This window comes from Larkinella bovis, assembly GCF_042655385.1.
GTDB lineage: Bacteria > Bacteroidota > Bacteroidia > Cytophagales > Spirosomataceae > Larkinella > Larkinella bovis.
The window spans coordinates 88,412-113,377 of the sequence record NZ_JBHSMA010000006.1; the positions used below are offsets into that span (position 1 = coordinate 88,412).

Here is a 24,966-nt window from a genome sequence, read left to right on the forward strand (position 1 = left end):
AATAGACGCAACTTAACTCCAAAAGTCACTTTCCGATTTTTTTTGTTAGTTTGTGGTTAGCCGCTCACCACCCGAATAACTCCGTAAACTGCCGTCGTACATGGCATCGGCCGATACCGGCCCCAGCGCAAACTGTCCTTTCGAAACCACCCGTACGAGGTAATAGAAGGTTTTCATCGCATGGCCCGCCGAGGTGAAAAAATGAATTCGATCATCACGGACATCGAAATGCTCGGGCGTCGATGCGTTTTTGATCCACGGCATTTCGCGCGGTTCGGTCAGGCGCGGGTTTTCGATCTCAAAACCGGCGGGCAGCATATCCGTCACAACCACGTTGTTGACCGGAATCCCGGTTTCGCTCGCCAGGGTGATGCGGACAACTACCAGATCATTCTGCCTGAACGATGTCATCGGCGCACCGTCGCGGTTGAGAAACTCCCGGCGAACCTGCAAACCGGCATCTTCTTCCGTGTACTGGCCCGTGGCGCTCAGCCCTTCCGTCTGGGCAAACCAGTACAGACTGCCGCTGCCCTGCGTCGTCAACTTTAGCGTCCGGTTGGCGATACCGGTTGTCAGGCTTAGGTTCTGGCCGGTCAATTGACCAACGGTTTTCCCGTCCGCCGTCACGGTGGCCGTGGCCGTCGAGGTGGCGGCTTTTTTGGCGATCTTGCCCAGCGCCAATACCGCAAAAACCGACTCCTGGGTGTTCAGGTACGAACTGGTGTTGAGTGCCTGTGACAGTTGCCGGGCCAGCGCGGGGATCTGTAAATTATCCGGATCGGTTTCCAGCAGGGTATTCAGCACCAATGCCAGGTTGCGAATGGGCGAGGCATAACTCCCGCCCGATTGCCGCCGGTTGGTCGTATTCGTGAATTTTTTCGGCAACAGGACTTCATAACTGCGGGTGTCGCCGGTCAGGGAAAACGCCGACGCCAGCAGATACCGACTGTCGGAAGTAAACATTGTTTCGTTTGGACGCAGGGCCGCCGTTTTGTAATAATTCATCGCCGGGCGGTTTGGCTGACCACCCAATGCCAGCGCATACAGACCGTACAGATGCTGCCGGCTGATAATCTTCCGCACCGAGTTCCCGGTTTCCTGGTACACAATTTCATCCTCCGTGGCGGGACTGCTCGTCCGGACGGTTAACCGGTCGAGGGCTTTGCCGTAGACCGACGGACTGACTTCAAAACCGGCACGACGGGCTTCGGTCAGGAAATGCACCGCATAGGCCGAGGCCCAGCCGTCTTCCGTCGGCGAACCGGGCCACATGCTGAAACCGCCGTCGGCCAGTTGCATCGATTCCACGCGCCGGATCGCGGCCTGAACGGTATAGGTCGGATTCAGGTCGCTTTCGCCGGAGCGGACAAAATACGTACCCGGTTTTCCCATCGTCTTGAGTACTTCGGCAAAATACAACTGTGGGAACGCCTTGGAAATGGTTTGCTCCATGCAGCCGTACGGGTAGCCGAGCAGATACGACAGTTCCTTGCTTAACTGAATCATCGGCGAGCGGCTCACCAGGAGCTGAGTCCGCACGGTGCCGGGAATGAATGCATTCGTCAGGTCGATGGTTTGCGTTTGATTGGCGGCCACTACGCCCGACTGGGCGGTTTTCAGCAGCGAGGTCGCCGGTCGAACCGTCAGGTCGATGCTTTCGCTGAACGTTTCGTTCAACCCTTTCACCAGTACCGTCATATTTCCCGTTCCAATGGCGGTTTTGGCTTTCACGTTAAAGGTTGCGCGGGCTTCCTGCCCCGGTTGGATGGAGAGTTGCTGGGTGGTGCTTCCGCTGGCGAGTAACGCGCCACTTAGTTTCAGCGAAGCCGTGACCGTTGCCGGTTTTTTGGTTGTGTTGCTGATCGTAACCGGCAGGTTCAGTTCGTCGTCCGGGCTCAGAAACCGGGGGGCGCCGGTGCTGATCACGAGCGGATCGGCCACTTTCATGTTCCTGGTTGCCGAACCAAACGCCTTGTCTTTGTAGGCGACGGCCATCACCCGCAAATCGCCCGAAAACTGCGGAATCGCCACGTCGAAACTGGCATTTCCGCTGCCGTCGGCTTTCAGAACCCCGCTCCATAACGCAACCAGTTTTACCCGCCCGTTGCTCAACGGATTGATGCGCTTGCCCAGATTGTAGCCGTCACCGCCAAACGACGAGCTTCCGGCAATGGTCAGTTCGGGGAACAGGAACGAATACAAATCGTGGCTGTTGACTTCCAAAGCGCGTTTCTGGTAAAAATACCCGTGAATATCGGGTGTCTGGTAATTCTTTAGTTGGAGAATTCCTTCATCGACCACAGCCACCGTCAGTTCGGCATTCGGTTTAGTTTTGATCGAAATATGCTGCTTGGTTTTGGAGCGCGACTGGGCCTGGGCGGTAATCTCTACCGGGAGCTTCGTGTCCGGGTCCTGCACGTGGATCGGGGCAAAACCGTGGGCGACCATCAGCGGCAGGTTCGACCCATCGACGGGCCGGATGAGCGTCGCCGTGACGTATATCGTCGGCAAATAGGCCTCTTTCAGGCTGAAGGTCAGCTCGGCGGCTTTCTGGTCGGTTTCCAGCACCTGCGTTTCCAGCACCTGGTTCCGTTCCAGGGTCACCAGCAATTTTCCCTCAAACGGCGTTTTGAACAGCACTTTCGCCTTATCGCCTACCTGGTATTGTTCTTTGTCAAACTCCATCAGCACCTGGCCTTCCGTGCTGACTTCAAACGATGAACTTTGCGTAGTTCCAAAGCCGTAGGCGTAGTACGAAACCGCTGTGTATGCGGCCGACCGATCGCCCGATCGGTCCGTTCGCCGGATGCGGATTTCATATTCGCCCGAAACCGTCGGTACGTAACTGAACCCGGCCTTTCCGTCGCCAAACGTCAAATTATTCGTGTAAACGACTTTTTCGCGTTTCTTCGAGACATACCGCAATTGGTCATATTGCTTTTCGATCACGGTCTGGTACTCAAACCGCACCACTTCGGCCTGGGCCGTGGCTCCTTTCTGCAAGTTGCCGTTCCGGTCCACGGCCACCACTTCCACCGGCAGCGGGGCGTTGGTTCCGACGTACGAATCGGCCAGTTTAATTCCGAAAAACGTTTCCTGCGTGAACACATTGAACCGGTTTAAGCGGTTGACCGGGCGGCTGTTTTCGTCGAAAACCGTCACGAACAGATTGCCTTCCAGCACGCCGATGTCGCGGTAACCGGCCGGAACCGGAAACCGCTCGATGGCCTGGCCGCTGGCGTCAGTGACGCCCTGCCGTAGGTTCTTCTCAAACGACGCATTGCTCTGGATGGCAAAGGTGTAGTCCGGAAACTGCTTTGCTTTGAACGCCCGCTGCTTCAGTTGCAGATCCATTTCGTAGGTGCGGCCGGTGGCGGGTGGGCCAAACAGGTTGGTGGCCGTGGCCGTCATCGTGATGGTTTCGCCGGTCCGGTACACGTCGCGTTCCGTGCGGGCTTCGACCCGAATCCGGTCGGGAATAAACTCTTCGATGCTGATGTTCCGCGACGCCAGCAACACCTCGTTCGCGTTGTAAATCTCCGTAACGTACGTTCCCGTTACGGCGGCCGGATCGATGGGCACGTCGGTGGCGACGGCGCCCTGCGCGTTGGTCGTCTGGCGCAGCACCCGGTATTCCTTTCCGTTGGGTGATAATACTTTGATCTTCAGGGGTATCTCGCCTACGCTCTCCCAAACCGGGTTCCGGATCACCGTGTTGAAATGGACGGTTTCGCCGGGGCGGTAAATATTACGGTCGCCGTAGACGAAGGCATCAAAACCGGTTGGGTTATCCCGTTTGCCGTCCACCTCAAACCGGGACGTTTCGACCCGCGCATCCTGCAACAGCAAATAATTGAAGTCATCCTCAGTTTTGGCCGACACCAGCGCCAGCCGCGAACCGGGATTTTTTGCCGTCATTTTTTCGAAATGCGCCACTCCCTTGCCGTTGGTCTGCACCGTGGCCATGATCTGGTTGTTGCTACTCACCAGCGTAATGTCCACATTGGCGAGCGGTTCGGCGGTTTTGATCGAATTGGCGAACACCCAGACCTCATCAGCGCCCTGCTTGGTCATCAGGCCAATATCGGATACCGAAACCAGTTTGGTGGCGCTGATATACGCATCGTCTTTTGAGCTGACCGTCACGAGGTAAATACCACGGGGCGGATTCGGGCCGGAAGCGGCTGGGTCGGGCAGCGACAGGTTCAGGGCCGAAACGCCCCGGGCTTTGGGCAAATTGGCGGTTTCGACGGTTTTATGGACCAGGATGTCGCTGTAATGCTGCTGTTCGTCTTCGTAGTAAACGTGCGTACCGAGCGGCTGCCACTGCCCGTCGATTTCGCCGTGTTCTTCGTAACGGCCCGAGCGGAGGTAATGCAGAATGTTGTTTTCGTAAATCTTGGCGATTTTTACGTCCACCCTGGGCACGTTGACGATGTTAACCCCCACATTTTTCGCGCCTTTCGACGACAAGTAAACCGCCCGCTTGTTGACGAACGAAATGCCCGCGGGCATTTTTCCGAAAAACACATCTTTCGAAACCGCTTCGTCCAGCCGTGCGCCCAGTACGCCCTTCATCCGGTCGGTGAGTGTCAGCACGTAGGTTTCGGTTTCGTTGAAATTACCCCGGATGACAAAACCGTTCTCGGTGGGTTCGGTGCGGGTTTCGGCCTCCGGCGACAGTGTATAATACGTACTCAATTCGCTGTCCTGCAATTCCTGCGTGGTGATGACCCGGATAACGCCCTCGTTGTTTTCAAAGCCGGTTTTGACATCGACCACCTCGAGGTGGTCCGGCGACGGCAGTTCCGTTGTCTGTTCAAACTCCTCTTTCGTGCTGAAGGCCGTGTTGGGTACTTTCAATCCTTTTCCGATGCGGATTTTCAGCGGGGTTTCGTTGCGGGAAGACGGCGCGTTCGCCAGCGTAACCGGAATGGTTTCGTTCAGCGTCGTTTGCAGCACCTGCGTCGTCAGCGGTTTGTCTTTTTCCGTTTCGATTTTCAGCAAACCGGCCAGTTCCGCTCCGCTGACCGGGTAATTGAAATTCAGTTTGGCTTTGGCAACCGGTTTGCCGGTTTCTCCGCGCGTCCACCAGAATTCGGAATCGGTGAGTTGGAGATACGGGGTATGAAAGGTAATGGTTTCCTTGTCAAGGGTTAATTTCGCATCCGTCCGCTGGCGAACCAGTTCGTTGTTCAGCTCGGCCTTGTACTCCGTGGCCGGTTTGAACGCCACGGCGGGCGAGAACACCAGTTCGTTAGAAGCCGTCCACTTGAAACTACCGGCGACTGCTGGTTCAAAGGTGACATACTGCGTCGAATCCCACTCGTTGAGCCGCCCTTCCGACACCAGATCCTTGCTGAAAGTAAACACCAGATTCTGGTTCCGGGCCACTTCATCCTCGAAATTCTGGTTGATGAGCCGAACCGAATTGCTTAAATGGGAACAGGTGGTGAACAGAAAAAGAGCCGCGAGGGCGGCAAGCGGGCGCAGGAACGTCTTCATGGGTTTGATGTATGGCAAAGAAGAACGGCGAAAGGTCTTAAAAATAGTTGGAATTTTTCAAGCCGAATGAACAAATGGTCGTTTCGGTCTAATAATCAGTGGAGTTGGTGAGGTGGTTGGGTATTGACAGACCGAAATCGAACGCTATGCGGCCTGTAAAAGGCGCACGACTTTGGAATAGCAACCAACAAAAACCGCCACACGAAGCGGTTTTCGGCTCGTGTGGCGGTTGACTGGTCGTCCATCAAATGGGAGCTTACTCTTTCCAGCGCCATTCATTGGCGATTTGCAGCGGAGTCCGCAAACCCTGGGTGATGAGAAATTCGCGGGTTTTGGAATCGTCCATGCGCCGGGTCGGAATCTCGTCGGCGTTGGCGAGGGCATACAGCAGCATGGCTGAATACCGAACCGTATTTTTCATCTGGTCTTTGTTCACCAGATTGATGTTGTCGCAATTGGCGTGGTAGCAGTCGAGGACGTTGCGTTCGAGGTGGCCGCTCATGCCCACCACTGGCACGCCTTCCATCATAAACGGCTGATGATCACTGTGCAAACCGGCCTGATTGGATAAGGTATTCTGGAACGAGGGCTCGACCTGTTTGATGGTTTCGCCCACAGTCGTCAGGAAGGGCACCATTTCGTTGCGACCAAACGCATTGAGGCCGTTGGGATCGTTGGTCATGTCCAGGTTCAGGATGCAGCGCACTTTGTCCAGTTGCCCGGTTTTTTTGAGGTCTTCCACCAGACTGCGCGAACCGAGTAACCCCTGTTCTTCGCCCATGAACATGACAAATTCGATGGTGCGTTTGGGTTTGATTTTCAGGGCTTTGAAGGTGCGGGCAATGTCGAGCACCGAGAACGATCCCAGGCCGTTGTCGATGGCACCGGTGGCCAGGTCCCAGGAGTCGAGGTGGCCGCCGATGATGATCTTTTCGTCGGGATACTCCGAACCTTTCAGGGTGGCTACCACGTTCCGCGCCCGGATTTTCCGGCTGATGTTGCTCATATCGATGAGCGCGTGCAGTTTTTTTTCAGCCTGCATCCACTGCCGGATTTCGTGGCCGCTTTCCATCGAAACGCAGACCGACGGAATCGGAATCAGCTTGCCCGTAACGGAAGCCGTGCCGGTCAGCAGCACGTTACCCGGGACCAGATTGACCATAATGACACCCGCAGCGCCGTGCTGGATTGCCAGGGCGGTTTTTTCGGAGCGGTGGAGGTTCCGGGCTCCTTTGGTAGGGGCCGACAAACCGATGTTCACCAGCGCGATTTTGCCCTTCAGGCGGTCTTTCACGGCGGCAAAATCGCCTTCCAGTCCGTTACCGATGTCGACAATCTCGCCCTGAACGTGGGCATCGACGGGCGAATGGGCCAGCGAAACAACCTCCACATCCCGGAAATTATCACTTTTGTAGGGAACCACCGCCAGCGTCACCGTGTCGCGCATCCACGATTCCACTTCGAACGGCGCGTATTTGGTGTCCGAGTACCCGTACTGTTTCAGTAAATTATAGGAATATTCCTCCGCCCGGCTGCCATTGGGGCTGCCCGTTAAGCGATGACCAATTTTTTGGGTAGCTTCGGTCAGCGTTTCGAAGGCCCGGCTGTTTTGCAGAACTTCCTGATTGATTTTGGCAAACACTTTTTGCAACGACGGGCGGCTGGTTTCGCCGGGAATCCGGTCGTCGAATCGTCTCAGGGTGTGGGCACTCAACAAATAAATGCCGCCCGAAAGCAGCAAATACACGTAAACTTTTTTGCGCATAGTGAGGATAACCGTATAACTCCTCAAAATAACAAAAAAGCCGCTGAATGCCATTTGCCAACACCTAAAAAACTTTCAGTTTCTTTGCGGGCCGAAACAGCCCAACGAATCCGGCAAAAATGGTGTTTACTGAGTTTAGTCTTTTGTTCAAATTGCGTCTATGACAAACGTTCATCCGCCCCGGGCGGCCATCAAACCGACGGAGCTGACCACCCACGGCCACACCCGCATCGACAATTATTACTGGCTTAACGACCGGGAAAATCCCGAAGTACTCGATTACCTGAAGGCCGAAAATGACTACCTCGAACAGGTGCTGGAACCCGTGAAGGCGTTCCGGGAAACGTTGTTTGAAGAGATGAAAGGCCGGATTAAACAGCAGGACGAATCGGTGCCGTATAAAGAAGGGAGCTATTACTACTACACCCGGTTTGTGGAAGGGGGCGAATACCCGATCTATTGCCGGAAACCGGGTTCGCTCGAAGCCGCCGAGGAAATTGTCCTGAACGTGAACGAACTGGCCAAACCGCATGCTTACTACGATGTCGCCGGGCTCGAAGTATCCGATAATGAAGAACTGGTCGCATTCGGCGAAGATACCGTGAGTCGGCGGATGTATACCCTGCGGATCAAAAACCTGAAAACCGGTGAGATTTACCCCGATGCCATCCCGGATACCGAAGGCGGTAGTTATGCCTGGTCGGCTGATAACCAGACGCTTTTCTACATCCGGAAAGATGCGCAAACGCTGTTGGGGTATCAGGTCTACCGCCATACGCTGGGCAGCGATCCGGCGGAGGACGTCTTGCTGTACGAAGAAAAAGACAACCAGTATTACATGGGGCTGGGCCGGATGAAGTCGAAGAAATACATCGCGGTGGTGTCCGACCACAACGGGGTGGCGACGGAATACCGGCTGCTGGAAGCGAGCAATCCGACGGGCGACTTTGTGGTGTTTCTGCCCCGCGAAAAGGGGCACGAGTACGATGTGCAGCATCTGGAAACCACCTTTTACGTCCGCACAAACTGGAAGGCCCCGAATTACCGGCTGATGGAGGTCAAGGAAAACAAAACCGACGACCGCTCGGCCTGGAAAGAAGTCATTCCACACCGGCCCAACGTGTTTTTGCAACAGCTGGATGCCTTTAAAAATCACCTGGTGCTGGGCGAACGGAAGGAGGGGCTAATGCACCTGCGCGTGCTCGATCGGAAAAACCGGCAGGAACATTACCTGGATTTCGGCGAACCGGCATACGTGGCCGGGATTGGCTACAACCCGGATTTCAATACCAATATCCTGCGGTTTGGGTATTCGTCGCTGACGACGCCCAACTCGACCTTCGATTACAACATGGATACGAAGGAAAAAACGCTGATGAAGCAGCAGGAGGTACTCGGCGGTTTTGACCCGGCGAATTACACCTCGGAGCGGTTTTTTGTGAAATCGCGCGATGGCGCGAAGGTGCCGGTTTCGATGGTGTACCGCAAGGGGACGCCCAAAGACGGCTCGGCTCCGCTGCTGCAATACGCCTACGGTTCCTACGGCTATTCGCTGGACCCGACCTTCAGTTCAACCCGCCTGAGTCTGCTCGATCGCGGTTTTATGTACGCCATTGCCCACATTCGGGGTGGGCAGGAAATGGGCCGGAAATGGTATGACAACGGCAAAATGCTCAAGAAGAAAAACACCTTCAACGATTTTGTGGACGTCTCGGCCTATTTGATCGAAAACCGGTATACGAGTGCCGACCGGCTGTTTGCAATGGGCGGCAGCGCGGGCGGTTTGCTCATGGGTGCGGTGGTTAACCAGAAACCGGAACTCTACCGGGGCGTGGTGGCGTCGGTGCCGTTTGTCGACGTGGTGACAACGATGCTCGACGAAAGCATTCCGCTGACGACGGGTGAGTTTGAAGAGTGGGGCAATCCGAAGATCAAAAAGTACTACGATTACATCCTGTCGTATTCGCCGTACGACAACGTGAAGGAACAGGCGTATCCGAATATGCTGGTCATGACCGGGTTGCACGATTCGCAGGTGCAATACTGGGAACCGGCCAAATGGGTGGCCAAGCTCCGCACGCTCAAAACCGATCCCAATGAACTGCTGCTGCAAACCAACCTGGAAGCGGGCCACGGCGGGGCATCGGGGCGGTTTCAGGCGTTGAAGGAAATCGCACTGGAGTACGCCTTTGTGCTGAACCTGGTCGGAATTCGGTCGTAACTGGATCAAAACCGCAAATAAAGTCCCCGTTGCCTGTGACAATCGGGGACTTTATTCTTCCAAAGGGTATGGCCCGGCCAACATCTCCGGCTACCCGTTTATGAAGTTCCCGATTCTCCTCCTTGCCCTTTTCTTCGGCGGTACGCTCCTGAGTAACGGACAAACGCCAGCTTCCAACTCATTTGTTTCGGTAAAACAGGGCGGTGTCGTCCGCTGGGCCGACCATTGCATTCGCTGTGCGATGGGTAACCAGCGCTGGCGGGCCGTTGGCGGCACCTGTTATTATCCGATCGACCTGGTGAAAGCAACCGGTTATCACCGGATCTACCGCTGGACCAAAGCCGGTCGGCGGCAGTACCGGACGATTCAGGTGGTAAAAGGCGAGTTCAAAAACGAAGATTTTAAGGATTTCGAGAAGAAAGAATACGTCAATGTGTCGGCGGCTAACGTGCGACGCCAGCGTCGGGAGCAGGCCCAGATATGGCCGCTCTTTTCCCGACCCGAAACCGCCCCGTCGTTTACGCTTCCGCTGGGCCAACCGGCCCGGCCGCTCCCGGCCACGGAAGGTAACTTCGGTGTCTACCGCACTTTCGATGGTCAACCCCGCAACCGCCATACGGGAACCGATTACCCGATTGGCACCGGTCAGCCGGTGTTGAGCATGGCCGAGGGCCGGATTGTGCTGGTTGCCAACCACTTTTTTGGCGGCAATTCCGTCTTTGTTGATCACGGCAACGGCCTGGTGAGTATGTACCTGCACCTGAACGGTTTTGCGGTCAAAAAGGGTGATCAAGTGAAAAAAGGGCAGAAAATAGGTGAGGTGGGCGAAACCGGCCGGGCCACGGGCCCACACTTACACCTGGGTGTCCGCTGGCACAATGCCCGCATCGACCCGGCCCTGCTGCTGGCTGACCCGGCGAAGCTGCCAACGGTTGACTGAGCGCACGGCATCTATACAAAAACCGGGGCCTGTTCTCCTGCCAAACCCCGGTTTTTATAGTAGATAGTTAGACAAAAGAGGAAATAGTACTTTATTGATTTTTAGCTAATTAGTTGCTTGTCTATTCTCTTTCTTCTTTAATCTGCCTATCGTATTCTCCAACGAGTTACTGTTTCGTATAATACGGATCCAGAAACAGGTAGCGGGCCCGGTTTTTCTCCGTTTCCAGCCGGGTATTCACGTCGATCTGCATGAACGGCACGGGGTTGGCGTTGTTGATGGCGGGCCAGTTGGGCAAACCGCCCCCGTTCGGGTTGCCGGTTTTGACGAAGTTGGCGAAGTATGTCTGCATGACCTCCGACACTTTATGGTCGTCGGGGGTCCAGGCAAACACCTTGTTTTTTGACAAATTGCCCATCGCGTATTCGATTTCGGCGGAATGAACGGCCCCGCGGGCGGGCGGAATTTTAATGGCGTTCGGGTCGGTCGATTTCACGACACCACCGGCCAGGCCGGGAGTTGCATTTCCCATTTCGGGAACCATCGGCGGTCGGGGGCGCGAATAGTAGTACCGGTACACTGGTTTGCCACCGCCGGTTTTGCTCTGCAAATCGGCCCATTTCCAGGTGCTGTAGGCCAGAAACCGGTCGCCCGCCAGGGCCGTTGCCGATTCCAGCACCTCTTCCTCCGTGGTGGCCGGATAGAGTTTCAGCACTTCCTCGGCCCGGTCGCCGTAGAGCTTTTTAACCGCATTGGCGTAATTCTCGGGGGTCGGTTTTTCCTGCCCCAGAATGGCTCGCCCGTTCATCTCCTCCGAATTCCAGCCCGCCAGCAGCGGAACTTGTGCCTGTTCGCCCGCATTGAAGATTTCCAGGGGCGGTTTGGGGAAGAAATAGCCATCGACGGTCGCGCTGAACCGGGGTACACCGGGTTTGCCCGTGGCTTCGAGCAACTGCTGCGCGGGCATGGCCCGCAGATCGGCCAGCGAATTGGCTCCGACGGCTTTTGCAAAGGCAACGCCCGCATCTTCGCCCTTCGCCAGCGGAACCGGCGGCAAGCCACCGAGCAGCGAACCGCTTTCACCAATGGCTCCGGCCATCAGTTTTTTTGAGAGGGGAGAAGCCATCAGACCGCTCACGGCAATCGAACCCGCTGATTCGCCGGCGATGGTCACGCGTTTGGGATCACCCCCAAAAGCCGCAATGTTCTGCTGGACCCAGCGCAAAGCCGCAGCCATGTCATGATATGCGTAATTCCCCGACGCCTGATGGGGCGATTCCTTCGTTAATTCGGGATGGGCCATGAAGCCGAACACACCCAGCCGGTAGTTGACCGTCAGCGCTACGATGCCTTTCGTTGCCATGCTTTCGCCGTCGTAGCGGCCTTCCGAACCGTCGCCCGCAATAAAACCGCCCCCGTAGAAATACACCAGCACCGGCAATTTTTCCTTGGCCGATTTGGCGGGTGTCCAGACGTTCAGGTACAGACAGTCTTCGCTCATGCCGTTGGAACGGAAATTCATGTCCCCAAAAACCGGAAGCTGCATGGCGCGCGGGCCAAACTGATCGGCTTTCCGGACGCCCGACCAGTTTTTGACGGGCTGCGGTTCTTTCCAGCGGAGTTCGCCGATGGGCGGTTGGGCAAACGGAAGGCCTTTAAAGGCGCGGATACCGCTGGTTTCGGTCACGCCTTCTACCAGTCCGTTGGCGGTTTTAACCTGTGGGGCCGCAGATTTGCCCGACTGGGCATCCACCAGGTGGGCGGCTAAAACGGCTGATACCGTCAGGATCAAGAGGTTTTTCATGGGTTTTCTATTTCATCTGGCCTGCTAACTAATGGGAACGGCTGGCCAAAGCGGACCGTTCTCTGATCGAATCAAACCATTTGTGTTGAAGAACAATAATAGGTAGTAAAGTTGAGAATTGACGCTTGAAAACGGAAGTATAGGAACCAAAATAATCCAACAAAATCCCGTATGCCCCCCATTCGGTTAGAATTGACAACCCCCGTTGACGACGACCGGCCCGTGTATGTTGCCGGTCCATTTTGCCAGTGGCAGCCGGACGTCGAACGATTTCGATTGCAACAAAACGCAGCCGGACGGTTTTTTATCGAATTGCCGGCGGATCTGACTCTTCCGCTGGAATACAAATACACGCGTGGAAGCTGGGAGTCGGTGGAGTTGACCGGAGCCGGTGAAAGCGTCCCCAACCGCATAATTCGCCGGAAAACCGGCCTTCACCGGGACGAGGTTCTGCACTAGCGCTGGAACGGGCAACCATTCAATCCGGATTTTCTGCCCAAAGTGGAAACTGTCAGCGAGGAATTTGCGGTGCCGCAACTCGGTACCACGCGCCGAATACGGGTCTTGTTGCCGCATGATTACGATGCAGGCGACGCCCGTTACCCGGTTTTGTATCTGAACGACGGGCAAAATCTCTTCGGTGAAGGCTCCCCGTTTGGCAACTGGACCATCGATCAGAAACTGGCGATTCTGGCGCACCGGCATCATCACGGCGTCATTGTGGTTGCCATCGACCACGGCGAGGAGGAACGCATTGCAGAATACCAGCCCTACAACACGCGGCTGGCCGAGGGGCGGGGGCGCGCCTACCTCGATTTTGTCGTTCAGACTCTGAAACCGTTCATTGATGCGCGGTACCGGACCCGACCGGAACGAGCGAAAACCGGCATGGGCGGTAGCTCGATGGGTGGTTTAATTAGTCTGTACGCGGCCCTGCTACATCCCACGGTATTCGGGCGGTTGCTCATTTTTTCACCGGCGCTCTGGACGACGCCGAAAGCCTACGGCGATGCGCTGCGGTTTTCCTGCCCGGAACCGGTCCGGGCGTATCTGTACGGCGGAGAACGGGAGTCCCGCTACATGGTGCCCGCGATCGAGCGGTTACAGCAATCGTTGCTGCAAAAACAGGATAACAAAACCGTGCAGATTGAAATGGTGGTTGACCCGCACGGGGAACATACCGAAAACCGCTGGGGCCGGGAATTTCCGCGGGCGCTGGAATGGTTATTTTTCTGATTCGCTACCTTTACGGAATCACTCCCGACTATGCAAATACAACTTACCACCCACCCACCGCTTTCGGCCCAAACCGTTGTGATACCGGTTGCCCAAACTGAGGGTTTATCGGCCACGTTGACCGAATTAGCTAACCGGCTCCAGCTGCTTCCGGAAACGCTTCAACACGATTTTAAAGCTGATTTTAAGGAGGTTTTGCCGGTATACCAGCCCGATGGCCGAAAGGTGTTCCTGCTCGGTTTGGGGAAAGAACCCACGGCGATAAGCTGGCTGCGGGCCTTTCGCGAGCTCTTTTTCCGGCAAAAAGACCGGTTAACGACCGGCGTCGGCGTTGAACTGGGCGGTTTTGCGGGCGAAGTGGTGGAAGCCGTGGTGCTCGGCATTCGCTGGGGCGGCTATGTATTGAAACAGCACGCGACCGATACCCCGACGGTCAGCGGTTTTTATGCTGAAGAGGGCCAGTTGGTCATTGCGGTTTCGGACGGGCAACTGACCCAAGCGGAAACGGCGCTCCAGCGCGCGGAAGCCATCGCCGACACGCACCGGCAGATGCTGGATCTGATGAATGCGCCGTCGAACTACAAAATTCCGCAGACGCTGGCCGATTGGGCGGTCGCGTCCGGCCAACAATACGGGTATTCGGTGACGGTTTTTGATCGGGCCGAGATCGAGCGGCAGGGACTTCGGGCCTTGCTGAGCGTCAACCAGGGCAGCGCGAACCCGCCGGTTTTTATCATTGCCGAATACAAACCCGCCGATCAGCCGAACGCCAAAAAAGTGGGTCTGGTGGGGAAGGGAATTACGTTCGATACGGGCGGCATTTCGATCAAGCCTTCCACCAATATGCACCTGATGAAGAGCGACATGGGCGGGGCGGCTGCGGTGTTGGGTACGCTGGAGGTAGCCGCGAAACTCCGGTTGCCGGTGCATCTGATCGGGATTGTGCCCTCGACGGAAAACATGGTAGACGGGCAGGCCACCAAACCGGGTGATGTTATCGGCTCGTACCTGGGCAAAACCATCGAAGTGATCGACACCGACGCCGAAGGGCGCATCATTCTGGCCGACGGGCTGGGCTACATGGTCCGTAATTTTCAGCCCGACGTCCTGATCGATCTGGCCACGCTGACGGGCAGCGTCATCGCCACGCTGGGTTATCATGCCGCCGGTTTGTTCAGCAACAACGACGAACTGACCAGTCAATTGCTGAAATCGGCCCGGCAAACCGGGGAGCCGCTGTGGCCCCTGCCGCTCTGGGATGTATACCAGGAAGATATTCAGTCGGATGTGGCCGATCTGAAGAATTTCAGCGGCAAACCGATGGCGGGCGCCATCAGTGCCGCCAAATTTCTGGAAGTGTTCACGGACGGGCATCCGGCCTGGGCGCATCTGGATATTGCCGGAATGGCCTTCGCCGATACCGAGTTCGGTACGCAGAAAAACGCCACCGGTTTTGGGATTCGCCTGTTGATTGATTTTTTGCGGAATGTGTTTACGGCTGACAATGAATAGGTTCGTTACGCACGGGGCTGTTGCATAACGCCCACTTCACGGGCAAACCCCAAAATGTTAGCGTAATTCGGGAGAAGACGGTTTTCAGCCATGAAATTGGCCTGGAGTGACTGGTACATACCTTTTTGTGGTTACATACCTGTTCACTTTACCACCTCACTCACCAAAATGACAGGAGTGGTGTTGGTGTAATTTGGAAAATCGGCACGAATGGCGTCTCGGTTTGGCCCGATAGCCGCTTGATAGTCGCTTATGTTTTTTACATAAAAGGTGCCAATTGCCATAAATGGCAGGGGCTGGTTCGGGATGCCACTCGCCAGCCCTTTTTCAATGGTATATTTCACCAAATTTGACCCTAAAAAACCGGCTACCATCGGCATGTGTTTGGTTTCATAGTATTCCATATTAAAGGTTTTTCCTTCGGCATAAGGGTACATGATGGATACTTTAATTAAGCCTTTTTCAACAACAACCGGGTTGGACTCTGCCGATTGACGAGGTTGTTTTGCTTGGCTAAACGCAGCCGAAAAAGCGGTTAAAAACAAAAGCGATGCGATCAGTGTGCCTTTCATAGTTCATTTATTTAAGGGATAAAAATGTGCGTTTTGAAACCTGTTCCGCAAATATCCGGACAGTGTTTATATTTGCAAAACGCTATTTTTCGATGAAAACAATCGATAAAATCGATTTATAAAAATGGAATTAAGACAGCTCAAGTATTTTTTGAAAGCCAAAGAGTTATTAAATTTTACGGAAGCTGCCAGGGTTTTGAATATTAGCCAGAGTACGCTATCTCAGCAGATTAAACAATTGGAAAATGAGTTAGATGTCCCGCTGTTTAATCGCATTGGCAAACGAATTACATTGACCGAAGCGGGTAATCTGTTTAGTGAATATGCGTTGCAGAGCATCCATAGAGCGAATGAAGGATTTCTGCTTTTACAAGATCTGAAAAACCTGAATACGGGGAAAATTACCATCGGCGTGATTTATTCGATGCGCATTCCTTTTGCCAAAACATTGATACAGTTTGCAACGCACTATCCAAATATCAAAATTCAGGTTGTCTTTGGAACGACAAAAGACCTGCTCGAAAAACTTAATCTGCATCAATTTGACTTTGTGCTCACATTCCATGAAAAAGCCAAAGAATCCCATCTGAATTATCACCCCCTTTTAAGCTCCAATATGGTATTGGTAACGGCTAAAAAATCATCGTTGGCCCAAAAAAGTATGCTATCGCTGAATGAAGTGGCTAAGTTGCCCCTGGCTTTACCTTTTAGTGGTTATAGTACGATACAGTTTTTTGAGGAGGTATTCAGCCAGAAAAACCTGAACCCGAATATTTGCATGGAAATAAATGATATCCCTACTTTATTTGAAATTGTCAAAACCGGGCAATGGCATACCATTTTGAGTGACACCAGTATCAACGATCCGGACGTCGTGGCTATCCCCATTAAAGGAAAAAACATGAGACGAACGATTATGATTATTTCTCTCAAAGAAGCCTATGAAAAGAAAGCCGTGAAAAAGCTCTATGAGCTGCTAACTACAAATTAACGTTATTCTTTGCCCTGGGTACTATTTTTACCGCCAAGTCCGCCGAAGTTAGCACCGTCACGCACGTTACGTAAGAATTTCAGCCCAGGATTTTAATCGGGGGCAAAGAATTGCGAAATTAACCCCGAACCGTTGAAACGGTTGATAAAAACCGGGGCTAAATCACCCTTTAGCCCTTAAAACCAGTGCAACCATCAACAACTTTCTCATGCTGATGCCCCAGCCCTTAGCGTTTCTCTGCATCTCAACGTATTTCAAAGGCGAAGCGTTTCTACGCGCCTGTAAGGAAGCCGGCAACACGGTTTATTTGCTGACGTACGAGCAACTGGCCGACCAGCCGTGGCCGCGGGAAGCCATCGACGAGTTTTTCTACCTGCCGTCGCAGGACAACTCCTCGCAGAATCTGGACATCATGATCAACGGGCTGGCCCACACAATGCGGTCGCGGAAGATTGACCGGGTGGTGGCAATGGATGATTTTGACGTGGAAAAAGCCGCCCTGGTGCGCGAAACCTTCCGGATTCCGGGTATGGGCCAGACGACAGCCCGGTTTTTCCGCGACAAACTGGCGATGCGGATGCGGGCAGCCGCCGAAGGCATCCGGGTTCCGGCCTTCAGCAGTTTGTTCCACGACGAAACGATTACGGATTTTCTGCGCCGGACCGAAGCGCCCTGGCTCATCAAACCGCGTTCCGAAGCCTCGGCAACGGGCATTAAAAAGGTCTATTCCCTGGACGAAGCCTGGCAGGTCATTCATTCGCTGGGTGATAACCGCCACCAGTTTTTGATCGAGCAGTTCAAGCCGGGCCGGGTTTTTCACGTCGATTCGCTGTCGAAGGCTGGGAAGGTCATCTTCACCCGGGCGAGTCAGTACCTGGCCACACCGATGGAGGTGGCCCACGGCGGGGGCGTGTTCCGGACGGCGGTTTTGCCGTTCGATTCCGACGAAACGAAAAGCCTGTACCCACTGAACGATGCGGTTTTACGGGCGTTTCGGATGCAGGACAGTGCGTCGCATTCCGAATACATTCGCGGGGATCACGACGGGGAATTTTATTTTCTGGAAACCTCCTCGCGGGTGGGCGGGGCCAACATTGCCGAACTGGTGGAAATGGCGTCGGGTATTAACCTGTGGCGCGAATGGGCGCGGCTCGAAAATGCCCTGGCGCGGGAAGAAGCGTATCAATTGCCGGATAGTCAGAACAAGTATGCCGGTTTGATCATCTCATTAGCCCGCCAGCCGTGGCCCGATACCAGCGGTTTTACAGATCCGGAAATTGCGTGGCGCATGAACAAGGAACACCATGTCGGTTTTATTGTCCAATCGCCCGACCGGGGGCGGGTGTTGCAGTTGCTCGACGATTACATGCAACGCATTTACCGGGACTACCACGCGTCGGCGCCCGTTCCGGATAAGCCGACCAATTAATCCTCCTGAAACTTGTGCATTTCGATGCCGATGCTTTCCATCAACTGGCTGGCGTTGAAACTGCGGCAAATGCCCGTTCGCAACTGGTAATCGAAGTGCAGCTTGCCATCGATTACGTCGGAATTAAAACTGTAATTGTGGACAAACGGATGGGAAGCAGCCAGTTCGCCCAGTTCGACATCGTGGGTCGAAACAAAACCGGAAGCCGTGGTTTCGTGTAACTGGAAAATCAAGGCCCGCGCCCCGCGGTGGCGGTCGGCGGAATTAGTGCCTTTCAGAATTTCGTCGAGGAAATACAAAACCGGCCAGTTACTCGTCTGCCGCGTCCGGTCGATGAGCGTTTTCAGACGCTTCAGTTCGGCGTAAAACGACGACGTATTTTCTTCCAGCGAATCCTGCGTCCGCATGCTCGTAAACACCTGCACCGGCGAGCAGGTAAACCGGTCGGCGGCCACCACCGAACCGGCCAGCGCCAGCACGACATTGGTGCCGATCGTCCGCAGGAACGTGCTTTTTCCCGACATATTCGAACCGGTAATCAGGATCGTCTGGCCGTTTCCGGTGATGGTCAGCGAATTGGCGACGCTTCGGCTGGCGGTCAGCATCGGATGCCGGGCCTGGCGGGCGTCGAGTTGCAGGGCGGTTTCCTTGAATTCGGGAACGGCATATTCGGGCTGGGCGTAGGCCAGACCCGCCAGACTGTTCAGCGCTTCGGCTTCGGCCAGGGCATCGAGCCAGTCGGCCAGGTGTGGACCGTATACCTTTTTCCAGCGGTCGAGCGCCTGTAGATAGTGAATGTCCCAGAGCGTGATAATGCCGAACAGCAGAAAGAAATACGGATTTCGGCGAAAATTCAGGTTTTCCACCAACCGGCTCAAGTGTCCGATGGCGTCCGCAGCCGTGCGGTTTTCCAGTTTCGTAATGGTTTGAATCCGGTGCAGAATGGCGGCTTTGAACGGTGGAGTTTCGAGGTGTTTCAGTAAATCCCGGTACGTTTTCAGGGCCTGCGACATGGCAAATGTCTGCTCGCTCGCGTTTTTAGCCCGTTCGGCGACCTGCCCCAGAATCACCCCGTGTACGAGCAGGGAAACCGTAACCGCCCAGCCCGGCAAGGCTCCCGAAAGCCAGAACCCGATCAGCGTGAGCGTAATCGCCGGGAACAGCCAGCGTGCAATCGTTAAATAGACCGGCAGCGGTTCTGTCGGTTTGGTGGCCCAGGTTTTCAAGGCCTCGGGCGAATCTCCGACGGTTGGGTTCAGGTACGCCAGGGCTCCGAGTTCCTGCCGCCAGTCGAGCAGCGGGTTCAATTCGGCAACGGCATCCTGCCGGAGCAGCACCTCGCTGATGGGAGCGGGCGAGAGCAGATAGGCCGCCAGTTTGCGGCTTCCTTCGAACGTATGCGTCCGGTTCAGCAGCCGAAAGAGGGAATGATTCCCGAAAATGTCGAGGTCGCCCGCGTACGGATGGTTGGCATCGGCAAATCCCAGGCCGGTTTCGGGCCGTAGAAATTTCCGCTCCAGCCGGTTATTTTCATCGCGGTTGATGAAGGCCAGCCAGCGGGCGCGGTCCCGTCGGCGCTGCACGGCCTGGTGGCGTTTCAATAAAATCAGAAAACCGATCACGGCCAGCAGACCCACAACAAGGGCGGCTCCGGTTTGCGCCCGATCGATCAGGAAATAAATCCCGAAAGCGGCCGCGACAAACCAGGCTACGCGGATGATGGAGAGTCGATTATAAGCCGCGCGGGCTTTTAATTCGTCCTGTAAAAACCGGGTTTCACGTTCCGCAAAAGTCGATTTGGGCATTACGCAGCGTTTTTATTGCAAAGCGAACAAACGCCCTGAATCAGCAGATTGGTTTCTTTGCGACTGTAGCCGGAAGGTAAACTAACGGCCGGAATCAGCGTATTTTCGAGGCAGGTTGTCTGACCGCACTGTTCGCATTTGAAATGAACGTGGTCGTGGTGATGGTGGTTATGGGCGCAGGCTTCCCGGCAGAGGGCGTACTTCAAACCGCCTTCGTCGTCCAGTACTTTGTGCAGAATGCCTTTATCGACAAAGGTTTTCAGGGTCCGGTAAATGGTTACCCGATCGAAATCATCTTTCAGACTATCTTCGATGTCGTGGTGCGCCAGGGCGTAATTGGCGGCAAAAAACGTATCCAGCACGCCCTCCCGGCAACTTGTATGTCGCAGGTGAAAGTCGTCCAAAGTCTGTTTAATGGCAGCGTTCATCGATTGAAAAGCCGATCCGGCGTTTTAACTATCCGTTGTTTCAAATTGCAATTTAACCAGATTTGCGTACAAACCATCTTCCAGAAGGCTCAGTTCTTCGTGCGTGCCGGTTTCGCTGATCTGGCCTTCGCGCAGGACGTAGATTGTATCCACCTTCCGAATCGTGGCCAGCCGGTGCGCAATGATGATCGTCGTCCGGTTTTGCATCAACTCGTCGAGGGCTTCCTGCACCAGCCGTTCCGACTCGGCATCGAGCGAACTGGTGGCTTCGTCCAGAATCAGGATGGCCGGGTCTTTCAGGATGGCGCGGGCGATGGCAATCCGCTGCCGCTGGCCCCCCGACAGTTTAACACCCCGTTCGCCAACCACCGTCTGGAACTTCTCGGGAAACGACTCAATGAAGTCCAGCGCATTGGCTTTGCGGGCGGCATCCAGCACTTCGGCTTCGGTAGCACCCGGTTTTCCGTACGCGATGTTTTCCAGTATTGTGCCCCCAAACAGCATGACTTCCTGCGGGACCACGGCGATGTTCTGGCGCAAATACCGGATATCAATGTCCTGAATCGGTTTTCCATCCACCGTAATGGAACCACCGTTGATGCCGTAATACCGCAGCAGCAACTGCACAATCGTCGATTTTCCGGCCCCGCTCTGGCCCACCAGCGCAATTTTATGACCGGCCGGAACCTCCAGCGAAACGCCTTTCAGGACTTCAATATCGGTGCGCGACGGATACGAAAAATGAACATTGGTAAACTTGACGTCACCCTGCAACGGAAGGGCCGGTTGGGCCGGTTCGGTGGCGGGAAGTTCCAGTTCCGAGGGTTCTTCCAGAATGTCCAGAATCCGTTCGGAAGCACCGATGGTGCGTTGAATCTGGGCGTACAGATCACCCAAACCGCCCACGGCCCCGCCGATGTACATCGTGTAGATAACAAACGTGACGAGTTGCGCGAAGCTCAGTTCACCCGCCAGCATGAGTTGCGCCCCGTACCAAACCACCCCAACAATCCCGCCAAAGAGGGCAAAGACAACAAACGACACAAAACCGCCCCGGTAATTGGCGACCCGCAGGGCATTTTGCACCACTTTATCGAGGGCCGTCGAGTACCGCCGGACTTCGTAGGGTTCGTTCGTGAAGGCTTTCACAACGCTGACCGACTGCAGGGTTTCTTCGACTACGACGTTGGCCTGGGCCAGCTCGTCCTGCGCCTTCCGCGAGATTTTCCGGATAAACCGCCCGAAAAAGATGGCCGCCACGATGATCACCGGCACCGTTGCGAGCATGAAACCGGTGAGTTTCAGGGAGGTAAACGAAATCAGGGCGATCCCGGCAAACAGGGTGATGATCTGCCGCAGGAATTCGGCCAGGGTGGTCGACAAAACATCCTGCAATTGCGTCACGTCTGACGAAATCCGGCTGGTCAGCTCCCCAACGCGCCGTTGCTCGAAGAAAAAAACCGGCAGCGTAATGATTTTTTTGTAAACCGCCCGCCGGACATCGGCCATCGAGCGTTCGCTGACCTGCGCAAACAGGTAGACGCGGGCAAACGAAAACACCGATTGAATAACCAGCAAACCGAACAGAAGCAACGTCAGCTGGTTAAGGTCTCCGGCCTGAAGCTTGTTTTCAACAACTTTCAGAATGTCGCCCAGGAGCTTCGGAAACACCATGGTCGTGGCCGACGACAGCAGCAGAAACACCAGCCCGACAATGAAATACCCCCGATACGGTTTGATAAACCGGAACAGCCGCAGCGATTTTTGCAGGGCATCCCGGGTCACTTTTACTTTTTTATCTGCTTCGTTCCCGTCGGAACTCCATCCTCGCTTTGCCATTCTATTCTTTTTCCTGTAGGGTCGGCTAACCGCCGGGTTTATTGTGCTATTCGTCGTCTTTGAAGCCTTTATAACCCGATTGTTCAAAAATTTGCCGGGCGTTGGCATTGCCCATCAAGGCTTTAATGCCGGGATCTTTTTCATCGTTGTATTTTCCGACAATCCGCCAGCCGAGCCAGCGACCAATCGCGCCGGGGCTTTTGCTGCTGATTTCGGCGGTGAAGGGGCGCTCGGACAGATACCGGTTTTTAATCGCCGGACTCACTTCATACAGCAGTTTGGCGTCGATGAAATACGCCCAGATGGCTTCCTGCACGTTGTAGGTCTGGGTGAGTTGCTGGTTGGTGTACCCAATAATCAGACTGTCGGGAACGTCGGGCAGCATGGTTTTGGTGAACACGTACCCTTTGCCGTAATAAATCATATCGGCCAGCAAGGTCTGATCCTGTTGATCGGTTTTGTTAAACCGTTCGGATATGGCGGTAACAATCGTCGGGGCAATGAATGGCTGCTGATACCGGCGCAGAATGTAAGCGGGTACATCGTTCGGGCGGTATTTGGCTTTTGGCCCCGCGAAATAATCCAATCCAATTACGATCAAACTATCGCTGATGACCAGATCCGGGCCCATAAAACCGGAGACCATCGTGGCCACTTTCGGCGCTTTAAACGCCGGGAAGTTTTCGTGAATCCGATTAAAGGCTTCCGAGAGCTGGTCCTGAATGTTTCCCATTGTTCCAAACTCCTGGTTAACCTGCTTGTACAATACGTCAAGCTCCTTATCGTTAACTCGTTTGTATAATTCATTCACCAGCGCCGTGTCCTGACCGAACTGAGTCGTGCCGAAATACACCTGGGCAATTGCCTTGTGGTCGTTGAGCCACTCGCGCACTGCTTCGGGCTTTCGGGCGGCAAAGAGCTGCTGTTCCGGCCGTTCAATCGTTACCAGTTCCTCCGTTTTGGAACAGGCATTGAAAATGAGTATACTTACTAAACCAAAAACAACAGGTGAAATCTTCATCCTTACTAATGGGCGTTCTCTTGGAAACATACAAATTTACGAAAAAGTTGGGTTCATACTGGCGTTCCGGTCAGATGATTGCAACGGCAGCCCTGCTTTTGGGATTGATCGGGACCGCCCACAGCCAGGGGCGGGTAACGGTTCAGGAGCCCAACCGGTCGAACCAATCGTCGGATAACGATGGCTGGGGGCAGCCTTCTCCCCGCAAAGGCAATCGCAGAACGAACGATGCGGGGCGCCCTAATCGTACAACCGACCGGGTTTTTCGCCGGCTTCAGGAGGATGAGATTGATTATGCTCCCCCGCAAAAGCTGATTGAGATGAGTTTTCGGCTGGCACCGTCCGTGACGTTCAACACCGCCGAAGGGTTCGATTCGTACGCCGGTTTTCGGACCAACGGGTCGGCCCTGCGGATGAGCCTCGGGCCGAGCGTCGATTATTTCTTTTTCAAAGACCGGTATTCACTCAGTTCGGGCCTCTGGTACACGATTCAGCGGTCGGGCTACCGGATTCCGGGGCAGTTTGGGCAGCCGGTCTGGGATCCCGGGGCTAAAATTCAGCAGTCTTCCTACAATTTGCAGTATTTGCAAATCCCGGTTTCGGTAAAAATGTACGCCAACAATCTGTTTCCGAGCACCCGGTTTTACATCCAGACTGGTGGCGTGATTAACACCAAACTCGCCGAAAAACCGCTGGACTCGGCCCATAATGCCTTGTTTCAGTACGCGGAAGACGGCGGGAATTACAGCCGTCAGTACAGCCGCTTCAGCCTGGCGCTGCTGTTGGGGACGGGCATTCAATACCGCCTGAATCAGAGCCAGGCGCTGATCATGGGCCTCAGTTACCAGCGCGGCCTGACGGACGTGGCCCGGGCGCGGAATCTGGTTTCGAAAAACCACGTAATTTCGCTCGATCTGGGGCTGAAATTTTAGACTATCTTTGGGCGCTCATCGGATTAAAACCGTGTTGATCTGCCGAAATCATGTCGTCCAAACCGTTCCTTTGCTTTTTCTTCGTTTCGCTCTTTTTCAGCCCTAGCCGGGCTTTTTCGCAAGCCGGTTCGGAGCCGTTGTTTACGTTTGGCGTGATGACCGATGTGCAGTATTGCGATTGCGATCCGGCCGGAACGCGGCATTACCGGTCGTCGCTGCGCAAGCTGAACGAAGCCGTGCAGACCTTCAACGAACAGAAAGTGGCGTTTGTCACCCACCTCGGCGACTTCATCGACCACGATTTCCGGAGTTTCGATACGCTGACAGTCCTTGTCCGGCAACTGAATAGCCCGCTGTATCAGGTGTTGGGCAATCACGATTTTTCGGTGGGCCCGGACGAATTAGCCAAGGTGCCAGCCACACTGGGCATGAAAAACCGGTACTACTCATTTTTCCGGCAAGGCTGGCGGTTTATTGTGCTGGATTCCAACGATCTGAGCACGTACGGGAATGCAAAGGGCAGTAAAAACGAACAAGCTTCGGTGGCCTATCTGGCCACGTTGAAAGCGCAGAATGCCCCGAATGCGCAACCCTGGAACGGCGGTCTTTCAGAAAAACAGTTGCAGTGGCTGAAAAAAGAGCTGGCTTCCGCCGTCCGAAAAAAAGAGCAGGTTATTGTGCTCAGCCACCATCCGCTCATGCCGGAAAACGACCGGCACAACATCTGGAACGACCGGGAGGTCAGGACTTTGCTCGAAAGCTATCCCAATGTATTTGCCTATTTTAACGGGCACGTTCACCAGAAAAGCCATTCGACGCACCACGGCATTCATTATGTCACGTTTAAGGGCATCGTCGAGCAGGAAGAGAATGGGTTTGCCATCGTGGAAGTATATTCCGACCGGCTGAAAATCAACGGCTACGCGACCGAAACAAGCCGGGTTTTGCAAAAACTGTAAAGTGGAA

General features: G+C 54.7%; 17 protein-coding genes. 9 read left to right on the forward strand and 8 right to left on the reverse strand.

Features of this window, described 5'->3' with window-relative positions:
• Positions 1-45 precede the first annotated feature (45 nt).
• The gene (locus tag ACFPMF_RS18585; protein WP_379848139.1) at positions 46-5,505 is read right to left on the reverse strand and encodes an alpha-2-macroglobulin family protein; all 5,460 of its coding nucleotides are present in this window, start codon (positions 5,503-5,505) and stop codon (positions 46-48) included.
• A 256-nt stretch (positions 5,506-5,761) separates the two neighbouring features.
• Positions 5,762-7,270: a M20/M25/M40 family metallo-hydrolase gene (locus ACFPMF_RS18590; protein ID WP_379848141.1), complete on the reverse strand. Its 1,509-nt coding sequence runs from the start codon at positions 7,268-7,270 to the stop codon at positions 5,762-5,764.
• A 160-nt stretch (positions 7,271-7,430) separates the two neighbouring features.
• On the opposite strand from ACFPMF_RS18590, the gene ACFPMF_RS18595 reads away from it, so the two are divergent.
• Together ACFPMF_RS18595 and ACFPMF_RS18600 are read left to right on the forward strand one after the other, a co-directional pair.
• Positions 7,431-9,491: a S9 family peptidase gene (locus ACFPMF_RS18595; RefSeq protein ID WP_379848143.1), complete on the forward strand. Its 2,061-nt coding sequence runs from the start codon at positions 7,431-7,433 to the stop codon at positions 9,489-9,491.
• Positions 9,492-9,591: 100 nt separating this feature from the next.
• Positions 9,592-10,431, forward strand: coding sequence for a M23 family metallopeptidase (locus ACFPMF_RS18600; protein WP_379848145.1), 840 nt, complete (start codon positions 9,592-9,594; stop codon positions 10,429-10,431).
• 166 nt (positions 10,432-10,597) lie between these two features.
• On the opposite strand, the gene ACFPMF_RS18605 is transcribed toward ACFPMF_RS18600, so the two are convergent.
• Positions 10,598-12,235 (reverse strand): carboxylesterase/lipase family protein, encoded by a 1,638-nt coding sequence (locus ACFPMF_RS18605; protein ID WP_379848147.1) that lies wholly within the window; start codon positions 12,233-12,235, stop codon positions 10,598-10,600.
• Between the two features lie 171 nt (positions 12,236-12,406).
• On the opposite strand from ACFPMF_RS18605, the gene ACFPMF_RS18610 reads away from it, so the two are divergent.
• From ACFPMF_RS18610 to ACFPMF_RS18620, 3 genes are read left to right on the forward strand one after another with little or no spacing between them, the layout of a single operon-like run.
• Positions 12,407-12,694, forward strand: coding sequence for a hypothetical protein (locus tag ACFPMF_RS18610; RefSeq protein ID WP_379848149.1), 288 nt, complete (start codon positions 12,407-12,409; stop codon positions 12,692-12,694).
• A gap of 42 nt (positions 12,695-12,736) precedes the next feature.
• The gene (locus tag ACFPMF_RS18615) at positions 12,737-13,471 is read left to right on the forward strand and encodes an alpha/beta hydrolase (RefSeq protein WP_379848151.1); all 735 of its coding nucleotides are present in this window, start codon (positions 12,737-12,739) and stop codon (positions 13,469-13,471) included.
• Between the two features lie 30 nt (positions 13,472-13,501).
• Complete coding sequence (locus tag ACFPMF_RS18620) at positions 13,502-14,983, forward strand: leucyl aminopeptidase family protein (RefSeq protein ID WP_379848153.1); 1,482 nt, start codon at positions 13,502-13,504, stop codon at positions 14,981-14,983.
• A gap of 143 nt (positions 14,984-15,126) precedes the next feature.
• Here the strand turns inward: ACFPMF_RS18620 and ACFPMF_RS18625 are convergent, their stop codons facing one another.
• Complete coding sequence (locus tag ACFPMF_RS18625) at positions 15,127-15,555, reverse strand: EthD family reductase (protein WP_379848155.1); 429 nt, start codon at positions 15,553-15,555, stop codon at positions 15,127-15,129.
• 124 nt (positions 15,556-15,679) lie between these two features.
• On the opposite strand from ACFPMF_RS18625, the gene ACFPMF_RS18630 reads away from it, so the two are divergent.
• Together ACFPMF_RS18630 and ACFPMF_RS18635 are read left to right on the forward strand one after the other, a co-directional pair.
• Positions 15,680-16,546: a LysR family transcriptional regulator gene (locus tag ACFPMF_RS18630; protein ID WP_379848157.1), complete on the forward strand. Its 867-nt coding sequence runs from the start codon at positions 15,680-15,682 to the stop codon at positions 16,544-16,546.
• Positions 16,547-16,760: 214 nt separating this feature from the next.
• Positions 16,761-17,975, forward strand: coding sequence for an ATP-grasp domain-containing protein (locus ACFPMF_RS18635; RefSeq protein ID WP_379848159.1), 1,215 nt, complete (start codon positions 16,761-16,763; stop codon positions 17,973-17,975).
• Here the strand turns inward: ACFPMF_RS18635 and ACFPMF_RS18640 are convergent.
• From ACFPMF_RS18640 to gldB, 4 genes are read right to left on the reverse strand one after another with little or no spacing between them, the layout of a single operon-like run.
• Positions 17,972-19,780: a MutS-related protein gene (locus tag ACFPMF_RS18640; protein WP_379848161.1), complete on the reverse strand. Its 1,809-nt coding sequence runs from the start codon at positions 19,778-19,780 to the stop codon at positions 17,972-17,974. The genes ACFPMF_RS18635 and ACFPMF_RS18640 overlap by 4 nt on opposite strands.
• Positions 19,780-20,208 carry a Fur family transcriptional regulator gene (locus tag ACFPMF_RS18645; protein WP_379848164.1) on the reverse strand — a complete coding sequence of 143 codons (429 nt, stop codon included), beginning with the start codon at positions 20,206-20,208 and terminating at the stop codon, positions 19,780-19,782. The genes ACFPMF_RS18640 and ACFPMF_RS18645 overlap by 1 nt, the downstream gene beginning before the upstream one ends.
• A 24-nt stretch (positions 20,209-20,232) precedes the next feature.
• Positions 20,233-22,047 (reverse strand): ABC transporter ATP-binding protein, encoded by a 1,815-nt coding sequence (locus ACFPMF_RS18650; protein ID WP_379848166.1) that lies wholly within the window; start codon positions 22,045-22,047, stop codon positions 20,233-20,235.
• Between the two features lie 46 nt (positions 22,048-22,093).
• A complete protein-coding gene (gene gldB / locus ACFPMF_RS18655) occupies positions 22,094-23,068 on the reverse strand; it encodes a gliding motility lipoprotein GldB (RefSeq protein ID WP_379848168.1) in 975 nt (324 codons plus the stop codon).
• An 8-nt stretch (positions 23,069-23,076) separates the two neighbouring features.
• On the opposite strand from gldB, the gene ACFPMF_RS18660 reads away from it, so the two are divergent.
• On the forward strand, positions 23,077-24,000 hold the full coding sequence (locus tag ACFPMF_RS18660; protein ID WP_379848170.1) for an outer membrane beta-barrel protein: 924 nt from the start codon (positions 23,077-23,079) through the stop codon (positions 23,998-24,000).
• 50 nt (positions 24,001-24,050) lie between these two features.
• Positions 24,051-24,959: a metallophosphoesterase gene (locus tag ACFPMF_RS18665; RefSeq protein WP_379848172.1), complete on the forward strand. Its 909-nt coding sequence runs from the start codon at positions 24,051-24,053 to the stop codon at positions 24,957-24,959.
• Positions 24,960-24,966: the final 7 nt, after the last annotated feature.